This window comes from Streptomyces sp. NPDC001508, assembly GCF_040298665.1.
Classification (GTDB): Bacteria; Actinomycetota; Actinomycetes; order Streptomycetales; family Streptomycetaceae; genus Streptomyces.
This window is the reverse complement of sequence record NZ_JBEPAP010000044.1, coordinates 40,813-59,674: the sequence shown is the minus strand read 5'-3', so window position 1 is coordinate 59,674 and position 18,862 is coordinate 40,813. Positions and strand designations below refer to the sequence as shown.

13 protein-coding genes are annotated in these 18,862 nt (G+C 69.8%); 12 read left to right on the top strand and 1 reads right to left on the bottom strand.

Annotation, left to right across the window (positions count from 1 at the left end; translation table 11 throughout):
- Positions 1-23: 23 nt before the first annotated feature.
- The 9 genes from lysA (at position 24) to ABT245_RS31210 (ending at position 14,764) form a co-directional block, all read left to right on the top strand.
- Entirely contained in the window at positions 24-1,415 is a 1,392-nt protein-coding gene (lysA, locus tag ABT245_RS31250) for a diaminopimelate decarboxylase (protein ID WP_351739980.1), read from the top strand.
- Positions 1,416-1,638: 223 nt separating this feature from the next.
- Entirely contained in the window at positions 1,639-2,988 is a 1,350-nt protein-coding gene (locus ABT245_RS31245; protein ID WP_351739977.1) for a homoserine dehydrogenase, read from the top strand.
- Positions 2,989-2,994: 6 nt separating this feature from the next.
- The gene (thrC, locus tag ABT245_RS31240) at positions 2,995-4,053 is read left to right on the top strand and encodes a threonine synthase (RefSeq protein ID WP_351739974.1); all 1,059 of its coding nucleotides are present in this window, start codon (positions 2,995-2,997) and stop codon (positions 4,051-4,053) included.
- Positions 4,054-4,352: 299 nt separating this feature from the next.
- Positions 4,353-5,270, top strand: coding sequence for a homoserine kinase (thrB, locus tag ABT245_RS31235; protein ID WP_351739972.1), 918 nt, complete (start codon positions 4,353-4,355; stop codon positions 5,268-5,270).
- Between the two features lie 402 nt (positions 5,271-5,672).
- Positions 5,673-7,709: a transcription termination factor Rho gene (gene rho, locus ABT245_RS31230; protein WP_351739970.1), complete on the top strand. Its 2,037-nt coding sequence runs from the start codon at positions 5,673-5,675 to the stop codon at positions 7,707-7,709.
- A gap of 353 nt (positions 7,710-8,062) precedes the next feature.
- On the top strand, positions 8,063-9,865 hold the full coding sequence (locus ABT245_RS31225) for a trypsin-like serine protease (RefSeq protein ID WP_351739967.1): 1,803 nt from the start codon (positions 8,063-8,065) through the stop codon (positions 9,863-9,865).
- A gap of 210 nt (positions 9,866-10,075) precedes the next feature.
- Positions 10,076-11,191 (top strand): LCP family protein, encoded by a 1,116-nt coding sequence (locus ABT245_RS31220; RefSeq protein WP_351739964.1) that lies wholly within the window; start codon positions 10,076-10,078, stop codon positions 11,189-11,191.
- 761 nt (positions 11,192-11,952) lie between these two features.
- Entirely contained in the window at positions 11,953-13,197 is a 1,245-nt protein-coding gene (locus ABT245_RS31215; RefSeq protein ID WP_351739961.1) for a sensor histidine kinase, read from the top strand.
- Positions 13,198-13,813: 616 nt separating this feature from the next.
- Positions 13,814-14,764 carry an ArsR/SmtB family transcription factor gene (locus ABT245_RS31210; RefSeq protein ID WP_351739958.1) on the top strand — a complete coding sequence of 317 codons (951 nt, stop codon included), beginning with the start codon at positions 13,814-13,816 and terminating at the stop codon, positions 14,762-14,764.
- A 127-nt stretch (positions 14,765-14,891) separates the two neighbouring features.
- Here ABT245_RS31210 and ABT245_RS31205 read toward each other — a convergent pair whose 3' ends face one another.
- Positions 14,892-15,548 (bottom strand): response regulator, encoded by a 657-nt coding sequence (locus tag ABT245_RS31205; RefSeq protein WP_502982234.1) that lies wholly within the window; start codon positions 15,546-15,548, stop codon positions 14,892-14,894.
- A 244-nt stretch (positions 15,549-15,792) separates the two neighbouring features.
- Here ABT245_RS31205 and lanKC point away from each other — a divergent pair, with 244 nt between their 5' ends.
- The 3 genes from lanKC (at position 15,793) to ABT245_RS31190 (ending at position 18,620) form a co-directional block, all read left to right on the top strand.
- Positions 15,793-18,315, top strand: a complete 2,523-nt coding sequence (gene lanKC / locus ABT245_RS31200; RefSeq protein ID WP_351739953.1) for a class III lanthionine synthetase LanKC — start codon at positions 15,793-15,795, stop codon at positions 18,313-18,315.
- A gap of 61 nt (positions 18,316-18,376) precedes the next feature.
- Positions 18,377-18,466, top strand: coding sequence for a class III lanthipeptide (locus tag ABT245_RS31195; RefSeq protein WP_351739951.1), 90 nt, complete (start codon positions 18,377-18,379; stop codon positions 18,464-18,466).
- Positions 18,467-18,530: 64 nt separating this feature from the next.
- A complete protein-coding gene (locus ABT245_RS31190) occupies positions 18,531-18,620 on the top strand; it encodes a class III lanthipeptide (protein WP_351739948.1) in 90 nt (29 codons plus the stop codon).
- Positions 18,621-18,862: the final 242 nt, after the last annotated feature.

Sequence of the window (18,862 nt, the reverse complement as noted above, 5' to 3'; positions counted from 1 at the left end):
CTGAGAGTCAGAGAGCCACTGTCATGAGTCGTTCCGCACATCCCGCCGGGCCCCGTCACGCCGATGTCCTCCCGGAGGGCCACTACTCCGCCCCGCCCGCCGATCTCAACGCGCTCGACACCAAGGTGTGGGCGCACACCGTCGGCCGCGGCGCCGACGGCGTCGTCACCGCGGGCGGCATCGACGTCAAGCGGCTCGCCGAGGAGTTCGGCACGCCCGCGTACATCCTCGACGAGGAGGACTTCCGCACCCGGGCGCGGGCCTGGCGCACCGCCTTCGGGCACGACGCCGATGTCTTCTACGCCGGCAAGGCGTTCCTGTCGCGGGCCGTGGTGCGCTGGCTGCACGAGGAGGGGCTCAATCTGGACGTGTGCTCCGGGGGCGAGCTGGCCACCGCGCTCTCGGCGGGCATGCCGCCCGAGCGGATCGCCTTCCACGGCAACAACAAGTCCGCCGAGGAGATCGAACGGGCCGTGCGGGCGGGCGTCGGCCGGATCGTCCTCGACTCGTTCCAGGAGATCGTGCGGGTCGCGCACATCGCGCAGTCCCTGGGGAAGCGGCAGAAGGTCCAGATCCGGGTCACCGTGGGCGTCGAGGCCCACACCCACGAGTTCATCGCCACCGCCCACGAGGACCAGAAGTTCGGCATCCCGTTGGCCGGCGGGCAGGCCGCGGAGGCGGTGCGGCGGGCGTTGCAGCTCGACGGGCTCGAGGTCATCGGGATCCACTCGCACATCGGGTCGCAGATCTTCGACATGTCCGGCTTCGAGGTCGCCGCCCACCGGGTGGTCGGCCTGCTCCAGGACATCCGTGACGAGCACGGCGTGGAACTGCCGGAGATCGACCTGGGCGGCGGGCTCGGGATCGCGTACACCAGCGCCGACGACCCGCGTGAGCCGCATGAGATCGCCAAGGCGCTCACCGAGATCGTCTCCCGCGCCTGTGAGGCCGCCCGGCTGCGCACCCCGCGCATCTCCGTCGAGCCCGGCCGCGCCATCGTCGGACCGACCGCGTTCACGCTGTACGAGGTCGGCACCGTCAAGCCGCTCGACGGACTGCGGACGTACGTCTCGGTCGACGGCGGTATGTCCGACAACATCCGGACCGCGCTGTACGACGCCGAGTACAGCGTGGCGCTCGTCTCCCGGGCGTCGGATGCCGGGCCGATGCTGTGCCGGGTCGTCGGCAAGCACTGCGAGAGCGGGGACATCGTGGTCAAGGACGCGTTCCTGCCGGCCGATCTGGCGCCCGGTGACCTCATCGCGGTCCCGGCGACCGGCGCCTACTGCCGGTCCATGGCCAGCAACTACAACCATGCGCTCAGGCCGCCGGTGGTCGCGGTGCGCGACGGTGAGGCCCGGGTGATCGTACGGCGCGAGACGGAGGAGGATCTGCTGCGGCTCGACGTCGGGTGAGCCCGGCGCGGGGTGGATCCGCCGTCGCGTGACACTGAGGGTCCGGCGTCGGCAGCGGGCGACGGCAGTGCGGACAGCGAAGGCGTCCGTGAGGCCGGAAGATCTCCGGTTTCCCGGCCCGGCACAATGAAATAGACATCTCACGATCCGGACGAAGGGTAGAAACCACCGTCCGGTGAGTGAGACTGGTCCCACCGTAGACGGTATGAGGAAACGAGGTCGGATGATGCGTACGCGTCCGCTGAAGGTGGCGCTGCTGGGCTGTGGGGTTGTCGGCTCAGAGGTGGCGCGCATCATGACGACGCACGCCGACGACCTCGCCGCTCGCGTCGGAGCGCCGGTGGAACTGGCGGGCGTGGCCGTGCGCCGGCCCGACCGGGTGCGCCAGGGCATCGACCCGGCCCTGGTCACCACCGACGCCACCGCCCTGGTCAAGCGCGGGGACATCGACGTCGTCGTGGAGGTGATCGGCGGCATCGAGCCCGCCCGCACCCTGATCACCACGGCGTTCGAGCACGGCGCCTCCGTCGTCTCCGCCAACAAGGCGCTGCTCGCCCAGGACGGCGCCGCCCTGCACGCCGCGGCCGAGGAGAACGGCGAGGACCTCTACTACGAGGCCGCCGTCGCCGGTGCCATCCCGCTGATCCGGCCGCTGCGCGAGTCGCTCGCGGGGGACAAGGTCAACCGCGTGCTCGGCATCGTCAACGGCACGACCAACTTCATCCTCGACAAGATGGACTCCACGGGGGCCGGCTACCAGGAGGCGCTGGACGAGGCCACCGCCCTCGGGTACGCGGAGGCCGATCCGACCGCCGATGTCGAGGGCTTCGACGCCGCGGCCAAGGCCGCCATCCTCGCCGGGATCGCCTTCCACACGCGCGTGCGCCTCGACGACGTCTACCGCGAGGGCATGACCGAGGTCACCGCCGCGGACTTCGCCTCGGCCACACAGATGGGCTGCACCATCAAACTGCTCGCCATCTGCGAGCGGGCCGAGGACGGCGGGTCGGTCACCGCGCGCGTGCACCCCGCGATGATTCCGCTGACCCACCCGCTCGCTTCCGTGCGCGGCGCATACAACGCCGTGTTCGTGGAGTCGGACGCCGCCGGGCAGCTCATGTTCTACGGCCCCGGCGCGGGCGGTGCGCCCACCGCGTCCGCGGTGCTCGGCGATCTGGTGGCCGTCTGCCGCAACCGGCTGGGCGGGGCCACGGGGCCCGGCGAGTCGGCGTACGCCGCGCTGCCCGTCTCGCCCATGGGGGACGTCGTCACGCGCTACCACATCAGCCTGGACGTCGCCGACAAACCGGGTGTTCTCGCCCAGGTCGCCACCGTGTTCGCCGAGCACGGTGTTTCCATCGATACGGTTCGCCAGCAGGGTAGAAATCAAAGCAGCGGCGACGCGGTCGCCATCGAACCGGGCGGCGCTGGGCGACGGGAGGGCGGGGGGGCGTCCCTCGTCGTCGTCACCCACCGCGCGTCCGACGCGTCCCTGTCCGGGACCGTCGAGGCGCTGCGCAATCTCGACACCGTGCGGGGTGTCGCCAGCATCATGCGGGTTGAAGGAGAGTAAGCAGCAATGACCCACCAGTGGCGCGGAATCATCGAGGAGTACCGGGACCGGCTGCCGGTATCCGACACCACGCCGGTCGTGACGCTCCGCGAGGGCGGCACGCCCCTCGTGCCCGCGCAGGTGCTCTCCGAGCGCACGGGCTGCGAGGTCCACCTGAAGGTGGAGGGCGCCAACCCGACGGGGTCCTTCAAGGACCGCGGTATGACCATGGCCATCTCCAAGGCCAAGGAGGAGGGGGCCCAGGCGGTCATCTGCGCCTCCACCGGCAACACCTCCGCCTCGGCCGCCGCGTACGCGGTGCGGGCCGGGATGGTCTCGGCCGTGCTGGTCCCGCAGGGCAAGATCGCGCTCGGCAAGATGGGCCAGGCGCTGGTGCACGGTGCGAAGATCCTCCAGGTCGACGGCAACTTCGACGACTGCCTCACGCTCGCCCGTAACCTGAGCGACAACTACCCGGTGGCGCTGGTCAATTCGGTCAACCCGGTGCGTATCGAGGGGCAGAAGACGGCCGCCTTCGAAATCGTGGACATGCTGGGCGACGCCCCGGGCATCCATGTGCTGCCGGTCGGCAACGCGGGCAACATCACCGCGTACTGGAAGGGTTACCAGGAGTACGCCGCCGACGGCGTGGCCGCCCGGACCCCGCGGATGTGGGGCTTCCAGGCGTCGGGCAGCGCCCCGATCGTACGCGGTGAGATCGTCAAGGACCCCTCGACCATCGCCACCGCCATCCGCATCGGCAACCCTGCGTCCTGGCAGTACGCGCTGCGGGCCCGGGACGAGTCGGGTGGCCTCATCGACGAGGTGACGGACCGTGAAATCCTGCGCGCCTACCGGCTGTTGGCCGCGCAGGAGGGCGTCTTCGTGGAGCCCGCGTCCGCCGCGTCGGTGGCCGGCCTGCTGAAGTCCGCCGAGCAGGGCCGGGTCGACCCCGGTCAGCGCATCGTCTGCACGGTCACGGGCAACGGCCTCAAGGACCCCGACTGGGCCGTCGCGGGCGCCCCGCAGCCGGTCACCGTCCCGGTCGACGCGGCCTCCGCGGCCCAGCGGCTGGGGCTGGCCTGACGGCCTCGGTGGCTCGGCGGCCGAACCGGCGAACCCTTCGGACGGGTCAACCGGGTCGGCCTTCCCGGCGTCCTAACCTGGGGGCTCCCTAGGAGGGGTGCACGGGGGGCTTGCGACACGCATCGTGCGCCTCCTGTGCGCCCTATGTCGCCGCAGAACCTTCCTTCGATAGGCTGTACAGAACCCGCCTGCCGCATATGCCGCGCATACAGCGGCGCCGCGTCGTCTCCGCGGCCCGAGGTCACGTACGTATCGAATGTCATTCGACAAGCACGCAGCTCAAGGAGAGTCATCGAGCGATGGCCGGTCCAGCGTTCCGCGCCGCCGCCGTCCGGGTGCGCGTTCCCGCCACCAGCGCCAACCTCGGCCCGGGCTTCGACGCCCTCGGCCTGGCACTGGGGCTCTACGACGACGTGGTCGTCCGGGTGGCCGACTCCGGACTGCACATCGACATCGCGGGCGAGGGCAGCGAGACGCTCGCACGTGACGAGAACCACCTCCTCGTACGCTCCCTGCGCACCGCCTTCGACCTGCTGGGCGGACAGCCCCGGGGCCTGGAGATCGTCTGCGCCAACCGCATTCCGCACGGCCGGGGCCTCGGCTCCTCCTCCGCCGCCATCTGTGCGGGCATCGTCGCCGCGCGGGCGGTGACCATAGGCGGCGAGGCCCGGCTCGACGACCCCGCCCTGCTGGAACTGGCCACCGAGATCGAGGGCCACCCCGACAACGTGGCGGCGTGTCTGCTCGGCGGCTTCACCCTGTCCTGGACCGAGGAGGGCGCCGCCCGGGCCATCAGGATGGAGCCCGACGATTCCATCGTTCCGGTGGTTTTCGTGCCCGGGAAGCCGGTTCTCACCGAGACCGCGCGCGGCCTGCTGCCGCGCACCGTGCCGCATGTCGACGCCGCCGCCAACGCGGGCCGTGCCGCCCTGCTCGTCGAGGCCCTGACCAGGCGCCCCGAGCTGCTGCTGCCCGCCACCGAGGACCGCCTCCACCAGGAGTACCGCGCACCGGCGATGCCGGAGAGCGCCGCGCTGGTGGAGCGGCTGCGCGCCGACGGGATCCCCGCGGTGATCTCCGGCGCCGGACCCACCGTCATGGCGCTGGCCGACGTCGGCACCGCCGACAAGGTGCAGGCCCTGGCGGGCGTCGGCTGGGCCGCCAACCGGCTGGCCCTTGACCTTCGGGGAGCGAGCGTGCTTCCGCTTGCGACCTGACACCCGGTTGCCGGATTTGGAGAGGGGGAATGTTTGTTGGATCCGGTAGTGTTAACCTCAAGTCTGCACCCGACCCCACCATGGCGAGGTGCTTCGTGTCCCCGTCCGGGACAGACATTCTTCCGGGAGCCTCCCAAGCCACTTCGTGTTCTGTATGTCGTACCTGGGCAGTACGCCGCACTAGGGCACTGAGTGGATTGCCGGGCATGCTCCGGAATCGGTGCGACCACGCCACGTGACACTGGGTGCCACGGCTCAAGGAAGCGCCATCACCAGAAATCTCTTCCGCCGCTTTGGCGGACCACCGCCCCGGCACGGTCCACACAGCAAGGGCCGAAGCCGGACAGCACAACCGGTCGCCGAGCCAGACAGGCCGACGTCCGCTCCAGGGAAGGACCCTTCGTGAGCGACACCACCGATCTGATGGGCGCACGTGTCGAGGAGACCGCTGCCGCGCCCGCCACGGACGCCTCCGCGCCTGCCAGCGGTGCCGGCTCCCGGCGGCGCCGCGGTACCGGCCTTGAGGGCATGGTGCTGGCCGAGCTGCAGCAGGTCGCATCCGGCCTCGGCATCAGGGGCACGGCGCGCATGCGCAAGAGCCAGCTGATCGAGGTCATCAAGGAGGCGCAGGCCGGGGGCGCCCCCGCCGGGGCAAGTGCCCCCGCGGCCAAGGCGGACGCCGCCGAGACCAAGCCGAAGCGCCGGGCCACCTCTCGGACCCGTACGGGCGAGGAGGCGGACAAGAAGACCGAGGCCAAGGCCGAGGCCCCCGCCGACAAGGCCGTGGCCCAGCAGCAGATCGAGATCCCCGGCCAGCCCTCTCCCAAGGTCGCGGCCCCCACCGAGCAGCCGGGCACCGATGACGGCGCCCCCGTCGAGCGCCGGCGGCGCCGCGCCACCGCGGAGGCGGGCAGCCCCGAGTCCGTCGTCGCCGAGGCGAAGAACGAGACCAGGGCCGAGACGCCGGCCGCCAAGGCCGCGACCTCGGCCGAGCAGGCCGGCGGCTCCGCGCAGGGCGAGGCCAAGGGCGACGGCGGCGAGGGCGATGGCCGCGGCCGTCGCGACCGCCGCGAGCGCGGGCGGGACCGTGAGCGTGACCGCCGGGGCAAGGGCGACGAGCAGCAGGGCCAGGGCCAGGGCGGCCGGCAGCAGAACCAGCAGGGCGGCCGCCAGGACCGGCAGCAGCAGCAGGACGACGACGACTTCGAGGGCGGGCGCCGGGGCCGGCGCGGACGCTACCGCGACCGCCGTGGGCGCCGGGGCCGTGACGAGATCGCCGAGCCGCAACTCGCCGAGGACGACGTCCTGATCCCCGTCGCGGGCATCCTGGACATCCTCGACAACTACGCCTTCATCCGTACGTCCGGTTACCTTCCGGGTCCGAACGACGTGTACGTCTCCCTCGCCCAGGTCCGCAAGAACGGCCTGCGCAAGGGCGACCACATCACCGGCGCGGTCCGCCAGCCCAAGGAAGGCGAGCGGCGCGAGAAGTTCAACGCGCTGGTCCGTCTGGACTCCGTCAACGGCATGGCCCCCGAACACGGGCGCGGCCGACCGGAGTTCAACAAGCTGACCCCGCTGTACCCGCAGGACCGGCTCCGTCTGGAGACCGACCCCGGCGTCCTCACCACCCGGATCATCGACCTCGTCTCGCCCATCGGCAAGGGCCAGCGCGGTCTGATCGTGGCCCCGCCGAAGACCGGCAAGACCATGATCATGCAGGCGATCGCCAACGCGATCACCCACAACAACCCCGAGTGCCACCTGATGGTCGTCCTCGTCGACGAGCGTCCGGAAGAGGTCACCGACATGCAGCGGTCGGTCAAGGGCGAGGTCATCTCCTCGACCTTCGACCGCCCGGCCGAGGACCACACCACGGTCGCCGAGCTGGCCATCGAGCGGGCCAAGCGGCTGGTGGAACTGGGCCACGACGTCGTCGTGCTGCTCGACTCGATCACGCGTCTGGGCCGCGCCTACAACCTGGCCGCGCCGGCCTCCGGCCGCATCCTGTCCGGTGGTGTCGACTCGACCGCCCTGTACCCGCCGAAGCGGTTCTTCGGTGCGGCCCGCAACATCGAGGACGGCGGCTCGCTGACCATCCTCGCCACCGCCCTGGTGGACACCGGGTCCCGCATGGACGAGGTGATCTTCGAGGAGTTCAAGGGCACCGGCAACATGGAGCTGAAGCTCGACCGGAAGCTCGCCGACAAGCGGATCTTCCCGGCGGTGGACGTCGACGCGTCCGGTACGCGCAAGGAAGAGATCCTGCTCGGCAACGAGGAGCTGTCCGTCGTCTGGAAGCTGCGTCGCGTTCTGCACGCGCTCGACCAGCAGCAGGCGATCGAGTTGCTGCTCGACAAGATGAAGCAGACCAAGTCGAACGTCGAGTTCCTGATGCAGATCCAGAAGACGACGCCTGCGCCGGGTAACGGCGACTAGGCGCTCCGCTGGGTTTGGCCGGGGTGGCAGCGCCGTTGAGCGTCTGCTGTGGTCGGCTGCGGGTGGGTTGTGGCTTGTCGCGCAGTTCCCCGCGCCCCTTGGGGGGTCGGCTGTCGTGGGTTGGGTGCGGGTGGGGTGTGGCTGGTCGCGCAGTTCCCCGCGCCCCTTTGTGGAGTCGGCTGTTGTTGGTTGGGCGTGGTTTTGGGTAGTTTCCCGCGCCACTTGGAGGGCTTTGGGCCGGTTGCCGTCACTGAGTGACGGCAACCGGCCTTTTGGCGCTGATAGGAACGGGTGTGCTGTTGTGCACCCCTTCCAACGCTTTTTCAGCTGGGGGGACCTCCTTGCCTACCACCATGTCCGGCGGGCGTCACAGACGTCGGATACGCATCGGGCTGCCCGTCGCCGCCGTCGGCGTCGCCGCTGCCCTCGCCGCCACGCTGCTGACCACCTCCGCGGGCGCGAGCACCGCCGTACCGACCCCGAAGGTCGAGCCGGCCCTCACCACACCCTCGCTCGCCACGCTGGAGCAGCGCGTCGCGGGCGCCCTCGCCGGCGACGACACTCCGGGGCAGCCGGCCAAGAAGACGTCGCTGAGCGCGGACACCCGGGCCACCGGCGTCGACCCGAAGATCATCGGCGGCAGCCAGACCACCATCACCTCCGCCCCGTGGATGGCCCAGCTCTGGTACTACGACGACCGGGGCACCGCCACCGAGAGCGATGACATCGGCTTCTTCTGCGGCGGAGCGGTCGTTACGCCGACGAAGATCCTGACCGCCGCGCACTGCGTCAAGGGCTACAACTGGAAGGCCAACGGCGCGATCGTCACCGGCACCGCCCAGCTGCCGACCAGCGACACCTCCGGCGGCACGGACCTGCACGGCGGCACCGTCACCGGCGTACTGCGCCAGTGGAACCACGCGTCGTACAGCGCGAGTACACTCGGCAACGACCTCGCGGTGCTCACCCTGGGCGCCCCGGTCAAGGCCACGCCGATCCGGATGACGACATCCGGCGACACCGCCTCGTACGCGTCGGGCACCAGCGCCAAGGTGTACGGCTGGGGCCGCACCAGCTCCACCTCCGACGACATCTCCGGGACGCTGAAGACGGCCACGCTGCCCGTCCAGTCGGACACCACCTGCGCCGGCTACTACGGCGCCGAGTTCGTCAAGACCCAGATGGTGTGCGCGGGCACCCCCGCCACCGGCAGTGACACCGGCACCACCTCCGCCTGCAACGGCGACTCCGGAGGCCCGCTCGTGGTCGGCGGCCGGATCGTGGGCGTCGTCTCCTGGGGCGTGACGGACTGCGTCGCCAAGGGCGCCTACAGCGTCTTCACCAAGGTCAGCACCTACGTCGGCGCCGCCTACGCACAGGTCGACGACGCGAACCTCAGCCACACCGACGGCAAGGCCGATGTCTGGGTGCGCGCCGCCAGCAGCAAGACCGGCTACGAGAAGGACTCCAAGGGGTCCTCGTTCACCGCCCGTATCTCCTGGGGCAACTGGAACGGCGTCAACGTCGTCCTGCAGACCGACCTCGACCGCGACGGCATCCAGGACCTGGTGGTCCGCGACAGCGGCACCGGCGACGTCTACTGGATGCACTACGTGATCGCCAGCGGCTCCTGGGCGCAGACGAAGATCTTCACCGGCTGGAAGACCCGTACCCGGATCATCACGCCCGGTGACGTCACCGGCGACTATCTGCCCGACGTCCTGTCCGTCGACTCCGGCGGGGCCCTGTGGATCTACCCCGGCAAGGGCAACGGCACCTTCGGCTCGCGCGTGGAGGTCGGCACGGGCTGGAACCAGTACAACGTCGTGCGCGGCCACGGCGACTTCAACGGCGACGGCAAGGCCGACCTGCTCGCGCGCAAGAGCAGCACCGGGGACCTGTACCTGTACAAGGGCACCGGCAAGGCCGGCAGCGGGGCGTTCTCCGCCCGGGTCAAGGTTCGCAGCGCCTGGACCGGCTTCGACGCCTTCGACGCCGTCGGAGACTTCTCCGGCGACGGCAAGGCCGACTTCCTGGCCCGCACCAAGAGCGGCACGCTCTACCTGTACAAGGGCACCGGCAAGGGGACCAGCGAGATCTTCACCACAAGGGTCTCGCTCGGCACCGGTTACCAGCAGTACGACATCTGGGGCTGAAAACCCAGGTGAGCCGGACAGGGCCCGGCCTGTCCGGCTCGGGTCGCCACCGGCTGTGCCCGCCCCTGCACAGGGCGGGCACAGCGGGTCGTGCAACCCTGTCCCCGGTTTCGCCGTCTGACCGGGCGGAGCGACGATGGTGCGACAGGCACCGCGACCGACCCCGGAAGCAGGGGGTAACCGAAGCAGCCGACCAGGACCGAGGAGCACATGTCCGCCGAGAGCACGCCGGAGCCCGGCATACCCGAGTCCGGTAGCAGCCGGTCCCGTCATCGCAGGACGCGCAAGCGCAGCAAGGCCCTGCTGATCACGGCCTGGACGGCCGCGGGCATCGTGGTGCTGGGCGGCACGGGCGCCGGATACGTGTACTTCAAGCTCAACGGCAACATCAAGAGCGTCGACATCAACCAGGCCCTGGGCACCGACCGGCCGACGAAGGCCGACAACGGCTCCGAGAACATCCTGGTCCTCGGCTCGGACTCGCGCTCCGGCTCCAACGAGAAGCTCGGCGGCGGCGCCGACGACGGCAGCGCCCGCTCCGACACGGCGATGATCGTCCACATCTACGAGGGCCACAAGACGGCCGGCGTGGTCTCCGTCCCCCGTGACACCCTGGTCGACCGGCCCGAGTGCACCGGCACCGACGGCGGCAGCCACCCGGCCGCGAACGGCGTGATGTTCAACTCCGCCTACTCCACCGGCGGCGCCGCCTGCGCGGTCAAGACCGTGGAATCCCTCACCGGCCTGCGCATGGACCACTACCTGGAGGTCGACTTCAGCGGCTTCCAGAAGCTCATCGACGAGCTGGGCGGGGTCAGGGTCACCACCACCAAGGACATCAACGACCCGCAGAGTCATCTCGACCTGACCGCCGGCACCCACCAGCTGACCGGCGAGCAGGCGCTCGGCCTGGTCCGCACCCGGCACGGCGTCGGCGACGGCTCCGACCTCGGCCGCATCCAGCTCCAGCAGGCGTTCGTCAAGGCGCTGGTCGAGCAGGTCAAGCAGATCGGCGTCCTCACCGACCCGACGAAGCTGTACGGCCTCGCCGACACCGCCACCAAGGCCGTCACCACCGACTCCGACCTCGGCTCGGTCAACTCGCTCGTGAGCTTCGCGAACGGCCTCAAGGGCATCAGCGCGTCGCATATGACCATGGTCACGATGCCGGTCCAGTACGACCCCGCGAACCCCAACCGGGTCCTCCTCGACAAGACCAAGTCCCAGCTGATCTGGACCGCCCTGAAGAACGACGACCCGATCCCGAAGTCAGCCACCCGCCAAACAGCAACCGGCAAAGCCAACGACGTCATCACCACGCCATAGGGCCCACGGGACGCAACTACGCCCCCACCCCGGCCGCCGGGGAAGGACCGGGCCAGGCCCGACCACCCTGAAGCCGATCGGTCCGTACGCCTGCTCCCTCGGGTGACACCGCGGGGCGTCAGGTGGACGAGACCGGCGGCGCGTCCGGGAAGAGGGCCGCCGCGCGGGCGGTCGCCGCCGTCATACGGCGCCGGCGTCGGCGGGCGCGGGTGCCGACGGCTGGTCCGCGCGTGTCACGCCCTGCGAGATGTGCTTGCGCAGGTCCGGGGGAAGCCCTCGGACAGGGGCAGCACCGGGAGCGGAGCGTGGCGGTGAGGTCCGCAGGCGGTGCGAGACCAGTGTCTTCCAGCGGAACGTCGGCGGGGAACGCGTCGGCGTCCTCGTCCCACGCCCCACCTTCCTGCGGCTCGCGTACGGCGGGGACGGCTCGCCCGGGGCCGCATGAGCGCGTGCCGCGGTGCTTCGAGGCTCCTGCGAGGTTCTTGAGGGGGTGCCCGGTCGTAGGTGGGCGGCCTCTCGGTCTGTGCGGTGGCTGGGGTGACCGTTCAGGGGTCGGCCGTGCGGGTGGCCCGACAAGAGCCGTACGACGTGCGACCGTCACGTACGGATCTGTGGCCGGGAGGTGAGATTTCCCCCGGCTACTCGGCGTACTAGCCTTGCGCTGTGTGACGAAGCGAAGGCGTACAGGGAGACGACGGCGGATCAGGTTACGCGGCTTCCTCTGCGCGCTGCTCGTCTTGGCGACGTGGGGGATCGCCGCCATGACGACCGAGTCGGTCGGGCCCCTCATCAGCGGATCGGGTGCAGTCACGGTCACCACGGCTTTGGTGCTGACGGTGTGGAGTCCCCCACAGCAAAGGACACTGCTGTTCGTCCTGCCGGGGGCCGCAGGGGTCTCCACCGTCGTTACTTTCGCCTACGAGGGCCCGGCCCGGTCAGCCGCGGCGAACTGGTGGGCGGCTGAGACGGTGGCGCTGATGATGCTGGTGGTCGTCGGGGTGCGCCGTCCGGGCTCCTGGACGGCGACCGGCCTCGCGGTGCTGCTGACGACGACGATCACGCTGTCACCCCTGCGCATCACCATGAACGCCGTTCCGCCCTCCAGTTGCAGCGAGACTCTTCAGCTCTGTCTGATCTGGGCGATCCTGGGCATGGTCGCCATGGGTGTCGGGGTTTACCTGCGGAACCTCGACGCGCGCGGCCACGCCATCGCCGCAGCGGAACGCCGAGCCGAACGGCTCAGCCTGGCACGGGACTTGCATGACTACGCCGCTCATGACGTCACGGCGGTGGTCGTACTCGTCGAGGCGGCGCAGGTGCTGGCCAAGAAGGACCCGCGGCAGGCGCTGGACCTGCTTCCCGAGATCGGCGCGGCGGGTGCCCAGGCCCTGGAGGCAATGGATCACACCGTTCAACTCCTGGCCGAAGCGCCGGGTGACAGACAGGAGCGCGCCCTGGACCGGGCCGGACGCCGGGAACTCGCTTCCGGCAGCGGCGGTGAAGGGAAGAAGAACACGATCCCGCTCTCGCCCAGCGGTCCGCGTCGTGACCTCAGCGAACTCGTCTCCCTGGTCGAGCGGTTCAACGGGACGGGCTCGCCCGAGGCTGTCCTCCTCATGGCAGAGGGGACCGCGGACGACCTCCCGGCCGAGGTCAGTGCGATGGGGTACCGGGTGATCGTGGAGGCGCTCACCAATGTGCGGCGGCACGCCGCGAGCGCGTCACGGGTGGAGATCCTCCTCCGGCGCGAAGTGGTCGACGGCGCGCCGCTGTTGCGTGTGCAGATCACCGATGACGCACGGCACCCGACGGCCGAACCCGGCCTGGTCGCACGGGCGGCAGGAGCGGGAGGCACCGGTATCAGCGGTCTCTCCGAGCGGGCCGCGGCACTGGGCGGGAGCTTGACAGCGGGCCCTCACAAGGGGGATGGGTGGCGGGTTGCCGTAGTGCTGCCCCTGGCCTCCTCGTGCAAGGCACCCGGGGGACGCAATCTGCCGAAAGGCTGATACCGATGCGAGCGCTCGCCTGCCAACCTGATCCGCATGTCTGAGCGAACGGGGGACGAAATGTCTGACGTCGGTGGTGATGAGCGCCGCGCCGGCTTGCCAGGGCACCGGTGCGATGGACGATCTCGGCGCTTCTCCTTGAGATGATCAACGCCGCTTCGGCTCACCGGGCGGCGGTTTTCCGTCGTGGTGGGCGGGACGGCGCACTGCGGCTGGAGTGTGGGCGCGGGGACGGCCTCGGCATGGCCGGGAACTCGCCGGAGCCGCCGCCGAGCAGGGCCGGGTGAACCGGGCGCTCGACGGGGACACGCTCCGCCTTCCACCTACTCGCCACGGCAGTTGACCCAACGGCGTCGCCATGTCCATGACGCCGGGAGGCGGCATCACGGCGTCGTAGCGTCGATGGCTGGGCCGGAAACGGGTGGTGTACACGTCGACATCATGGACGTCCGTCGGCGGCACGGAGCATAGTCGCCCGTACCGACAGGAGAGTCGTCAGAATCCGGAATCACCGAGAAGAAGAGCATCCGATGCCCGGGACACACATGGAAAGAATCAACCAGCCGCGCCAATTGGCGCACGGAGCGATACGCACTGGAATGGGAGTCGCCTCATCATGTACCGCATCTTCCTGTCCGCTGATGACCTGGCACGTATCAGAATCAGCGATGGTGACATTCCTCTCCTCGAAACCATCTTCGCCCTGGACAGACTCCTCGACACCGAGGAAGAGGGATTTCACGAGTGGCGTCGGCGGGTACGCAGACAACTCATGACATCCACCGCGAGTACAGAGCGCGTCGCTCGGCTGTTACGTCTCGCGGGCAACTGTTCAGGGCTGTTGGACCTCTGTCTGGGCGCACAGCATCCGCATGTGGTGTCCGCGGTCAAGTATTTCTCCCAACTGGCCGTGGCACCCCACTGGGAGCGCATCGGCGTGCATCTGGACAGCGCACGGGAGTCCCTGCGGCACATCATGGGCCGCGACGGGGTGGGAGCCCTGCTCGGCAACCTCGGGGCCGGCATCCGTTGGAAGCCGCCGGTGCTGGAGATCGACGGTGTGGGCCCGGGCGAGCTGAAGCCGGCCGGGCGCGGCCTGGTGCTGACGCCTTCTCTGTTCCTGCACCGGCCTGCCCACGTGGCGCGATTCGACCGCGGCGACCCACAGAGCGCGCCGATCCTGGCGTTCCCCAACTGGCCGCGCTCGCAGGAGCTTCCCAGCCTCCTGGCGGGCGCCGATGCCGTACGAGGCGGCCGGAGCGCGGACGTCGACAGCCTGGCCGCGCTCGTGGGCAGAACGCGGGCGGCCGCGCTGCGCGCGGTGGAGGAAGGCTGCGGCAACGCCGAACTCGCCGAAAGGCTCGGTGTGACCACCGCGGCGGTGAGCCAGCACGCGGCAGTCCTGCGAGCGGCCGGGCTGATCTCGACGTGCCGGAGGGGCAGCCACGCGGTGCACACCGTGACACACCTGGGGACTCTGCTGCTGCGGGGCAACGGCGCGGAGTTGCGGCGGGTGCTGCCTGTGCCGGCCCAGCAGATCGCCACACGGCAGCCGACCATCGTGTGAGGGGCGTCGGCTGCCCCATCCATGGCATGGCTCCCTGATGGTCTCGGCATGATGCCCATGGTGGCGCAGAGTCGGGTCCCCGCGGTATCAGCCGTTCGGCAGACCGGTGCCCGGCCCAGAGCGGAATCTACGGCGGACCCATCAGGCCGGACTCCCAGACCCATGCGGCGATGCCCACGCGGTTCTGGACGCCCAACTTCTTCTGCAGTCGAGCCAGATGGGTCTTGACCGTGCCCGCCGAGATGAAGAGCTCGGCGCCGATGTCGGAGTTGGTCAGCCCCTCCGCGACGAGCCGGGCCACCTCCTGTTCGCGTGACGTCAGCGGCTCCCTGGGCCGGCGGGCCGCCCGGCGTTCGTGCCGGAAGCGGCTGAGCAGCCGGGTGGTGATCTCAGGGCTGATCATGGAGTCCCCGGCGGCGGCCGCGCGGACGGCCTCGACGAGTACGGCCGATCGGGAGCGCTTGAGGAGGAATCCGCAAGCCCCCTCGCGCAGTGCTGTGTGCACGTAATCGTCGAGGTCGAACGTGGTGACCACGACGACGCGTACCGAGGGCATGGAACCGGCGATCTCGCGCGTCAGTTCCAGGCCGTCCATCTCCGGCATACGGATGTCCGCCAGCAGGACGTCGGGTTCCAGGGAGCGGGTCGCCACCAGCGCCGCGACTCCGTTGTCCGCTTCTCCGACGACTTGCAGGTCGGCCTCGGCTTCGAGGATCCGCCGGAATCCCATACGTATGCTGGCTTGATCGTCGGCAAGAACAATGCGCGTCACCATACGGCTCATGGTGCCATGGCCGGCAGAAGCCGCACGGCTGAATGAATCTGGTCATTCATGCATCGGTTTCGGCCAGCATCTGCCATGGTGCGTGACTGCCTCGACGGTTCACGACATGCCCGGGTTCACATTCCGGCTTGAACCGGATGCCCGGATTCCTATTAAGTCCCGCCTTTCCGTGGTTGCCGAACGACGTGTACGGAGGGAAGGATCAGAGCCGTGAGCGGGCAGTGGCCGAGAAGCGGGAGGGTGCATGGACCCCAGATATGAGGCGTACACCATCGCCGATTCCACGTGGTACGAACCGTTGGATCGCTGCGAAGACTCCTCATCCCGTTTCTCGTTGAGCGTGCGGGGAATTCCGGAGGGCTGGCGACGTCAACACCAGGGTGTCTGGGTGTTCCTTACGCCGGACGGCGACTCGGACCTGCCCGAACAAGGCTGGAAGATTCATGTCAGCGCCACCCCCGACGGCGCCGAGGAGACGGTCGAGGCGGTCTGGAGGGTGTGCCAACGGCTCGCCCTGCCTTGGAAGTTCCTGCGCAGTCGGCACATCGTCACAGCGATGAACACCAAGTACGCGAACCGGGCCACGAGCGGCAAGACCGTGACCGTGTACCCGCGCACGGAGGACGAACTGCGCGCCGCCCTCACAGAACTCGATGTCGCGCTGCACGGGCGCCCCGGACCGTATGTCCTGTCCGATCACCGCTGGAACGAGGGCCCGGTCTCCGTACGGTACGGAGCCTTCACCCTGCTGTGGTGCGAGTTGCCGGACGGCACCCGCGTGCCCGCGCTCCGCGATCCCCGGGGGCAGTTGACACCGGATCAACGCCGCCCCGTGTTCACCGTGCCCGAGTGGGCGGACACACCAAAGTTCCTCGCCCAGCAGATGGCGGCCGGTGCCGTGGCCGAAGGCGATGGCACCCTGGGCGGCTATCGGGTGCGCAAGGCGCTGCACTTCTCCAACGGCGGGGGCGTCTACCTGGCCGAGGACGCGCAGGGCCGGCCGGCGGTCCTCAAGGAAGCCCGGCCGTACGCGGGCCTCGACGCGCTCGGCGCCGACGCGGTGGCTCGGCTGCGCACCGAGGAGGCGATCCTCGAAAGGCTCGCGCACCTGCCCTTCGTACCGCGCCTGTACGGCTCCTTCACTGCCTGGGAGCATCAATACCTGGCGATGGAGTACGTCGAAGGGGAGACCGTCAACGCCTGGCTGGGACGGGAGTACCCGCTCACGCGGTACCAGCCCACCGAGGCCGTCCGAGCCGAGTTCGCCGCTCGCGCTGTTGGGAGGATGGAGCAGGTCGAGGAGTGCGTGACGGCGCTGCACGACGCCGCGGTGGCCTTCGGCGATCTGCACCACCGCAACATCCTGGTCCGTCCCGACGACAGCGTCGCCCTCGTCGACTTCGAACTCGCCATGCCGCTGGACTCCGTACGGACGGTCGCTCTCGGAGCTCCCGGTTTCACAGATCCGACGATCACCGACCCCCGTGACGCGGATCTGTTCGCCCTGGGATGCTGCCAACTCGCCTCGTTCGCGCCGCTCACCGTACTGACGTTGCGTAACCCCGCGGCAGTGGCCTCGCTGCTCGAACTGGCGACGACATCATTCCCCACGCTCCCGCCCGAGTTCGTGCGGCGCATGACCGAACGGCTGGCGCTGTCGCCCGCCCTGCGGCCCCATCTTCCGGCCGCGAACACCTCTGAGCCGGCTGCCCCCTTGCCTGCGCCATCCGTCGACGAACTGCTGCGCGGCATCGCCCGCGCGGCCGACCCCGGCCGTACGGACCGACTGTTCCCCGGGGATGTCGCAGGCCACCGGCCGGGAGCCGCATGGGGCCTCGCGTACGGCACGCCCGGAGTGCTGCTGGCGCAACAGGCCGCCGGGAGCGTCCCGTCGGACGAGCATGTGGAGTGGCTCGTGCGTACTGCGCGACGGGCCCCCCTCGACGCGCCGACCGGCCTGTACGACGGACTCGCGGGGACCGCGTGGTTGCTGCACACGCTTGGCCACAGCGAGACGGCCAACCTTGTCGACCGGCTGTTGACCGGCCCGCTGCCGTCCTCGCCGGGCCTGTTCAGCGGGCTCACCGGGATCGCCCACCTCTTCCTGGAGCTGGGGCTCAAGGACGAGGCGATCGGCCTGGCCACTCGCGTCCGTGAGCTGATAGGGGACCAAGGGCTGCTGGACCGGCCGGGGTTGATGTACGGCTGGTCGGGCCCCGCGATCCTCTTCGCGCGCTGTGCCCTCTCGACCGGGGACCTGGGGTGGGACCAAGCCGCCGAAGAGGCTGTGCGCTGCGACCTGCGGCACGCCCGCGAACTCGACGGCATGCTGCAGATGCACAGCTCCAACCGGTTGTTGCCCTACCTCGCCGAAGGGACAGCAGGCGTCGCGCTGGGCGCACTGGCACTGCCCGAGGCACAGGCCGCGAACATCGACGCCCCCGGTGTCGTGCTCGGCGCGCTTCGCGCGGGAAGCGTACAAGTCGTCATACAGGGAGGGCTTTTCCATGGACGCTCCGGACTCGCATACCTGCTCTCCCATGCCGTCGTGCGCCTGCCTGACTGGCGGGAAGAGCTGGCCACCCACCTCCGAGCCCTGGCTCTGCACCTCGCGCCGTTCAAGGACGCCCAGGTGCTGCACGGAGATCAGCTGGTCCGTCTTTCGACGGACCTGGCGACCGGCTCCGCCGGCGCGATCATCGCGCTGAAAGCCGCACAGACCCCCGGCAGCTGTCTGCTCCCCGGTGCTCACCCGATCCACGAGTGAGCACCGGCCGGACGACTGCGCCGGTGCCCAGCCCGACGAGATGAGGAGGGAGGTGTTTCGCATGCTGAACGTTCTGGCTCTGCAGGAGCTCGACGAGGAGTCCGTCGTCGACGCCCCGATCAGCACCATCAGCCTGGGCGGCTGCCACTGAGGCAGGCGCTCGATCGCGGTCGGACATCGAACTGCCCGACGAGATGAGGAGGGAGGTGTTTCGCATGCTGAACGTTCTGGCCCTGCAGGAGCTCGACGAGGAGACCGTCATCGACGCTCCCGTGAGTACTGTCAGCATCGTCGCCTGCCACTGAGGCACGGCTTCGTAGGACAGTGATCGCTTGCTTCGAGGGAACGAGGAGGTGGTTCGCATGGTGCAGGTGCTGGCTCTGCAGGAGCTGGACGAGGAGATTGTCGTCGACGCTCCCGTTGGCTCCGTCAGCATCGTCGTGTGTCACTGACGTACGGCAGCGACCAGAACCACTCGTTCCGAGAAGCGAGTTCGGGGAGGCCACGATGAGGGTGGCCTCCCCGGGCTCCTTCCAGCTTATGCCCC

Coding starts and splice junctions, on each gene's coding strand:
- lysA (WP_351739980.1), top strand. CDS start 24: ATGAGTCGTTCCGCACATCCCGCCGGGCCCCGTCACGCCGATGTCCTC.
- ABT245_RS31245 (WP_351739977.1), top strand. CDS start 1,639: ATGATGCGTACGCGTCCGCTGAAGGTGGCGCTGCTGGGCTGTGGGGTT.
- thrC (WP_351739974.1), top strand. CDS start 2,995: ATGACCCACCAGTGGCGCGGAATCATCGAGGAGTACCGGGACCGGCTG.
- thrB (WP_351739972.1), top strand. CDS start 4,353: ATGGCCGGTCCAGCGTTCCGCGCCGCCGCCGTCCGGGTGCGCGTTCCC.
- ABT245_RS31225 (WP_351739967.1), top strand. CDS start 8,063: ATGTCCGGCGGGCGTCACAGACGTCGGATACGCATCGGGCTGCCCGTC.
- ABT245_RS31220 (WP_351739964.1), top strand. CDS start 10,076: ATGTCCGCCGAGAGCACGCCGGAGCCCGGCATACCCGAGTCCGGTAGC.
- ABT245_RS31215 (WP_351739961.1), top strand. CDS start 11,953: ATGACGACCGAGTCGGTCGGGCCCCTCATCAGCGGATCGGGTGCAGTC.
- ABT245_RS31210 (WP_351739958.1), top strand. CDS start 13,814: ATGTACCGCATCTTCCTGTCCGCTGATGACCTGGCACGTATCAGAATC.
- ABT245_RS31205 (WP_502982234.1), bottom strand. CDS start 15,548: ATGAGCCGTATGGTGACGCGCATTGTTCTTGCCGACGATCAAGCCAGC.
- lanKC (WP_351739953.1), top strand. CDS start 15,793: ATGGACCCCAGATATGAGGCGTACACCATCGCCGATTCCACGTGGTAC.
- ABT245_RS31195 (WP_351739951.1), top strand. CDS start 18,377: ATGCTGAACGTTCTGGCTCTGCAGGAGCTCGACGAGGAGTCCGTCGTC.
- ABT245_RS31190 (WP_351739948.1), top strand. CDS start 18,531: ATGCTGAACGTTCTGGCCCTGCAGGAGCTCGACGAGGAGACCGTCATC.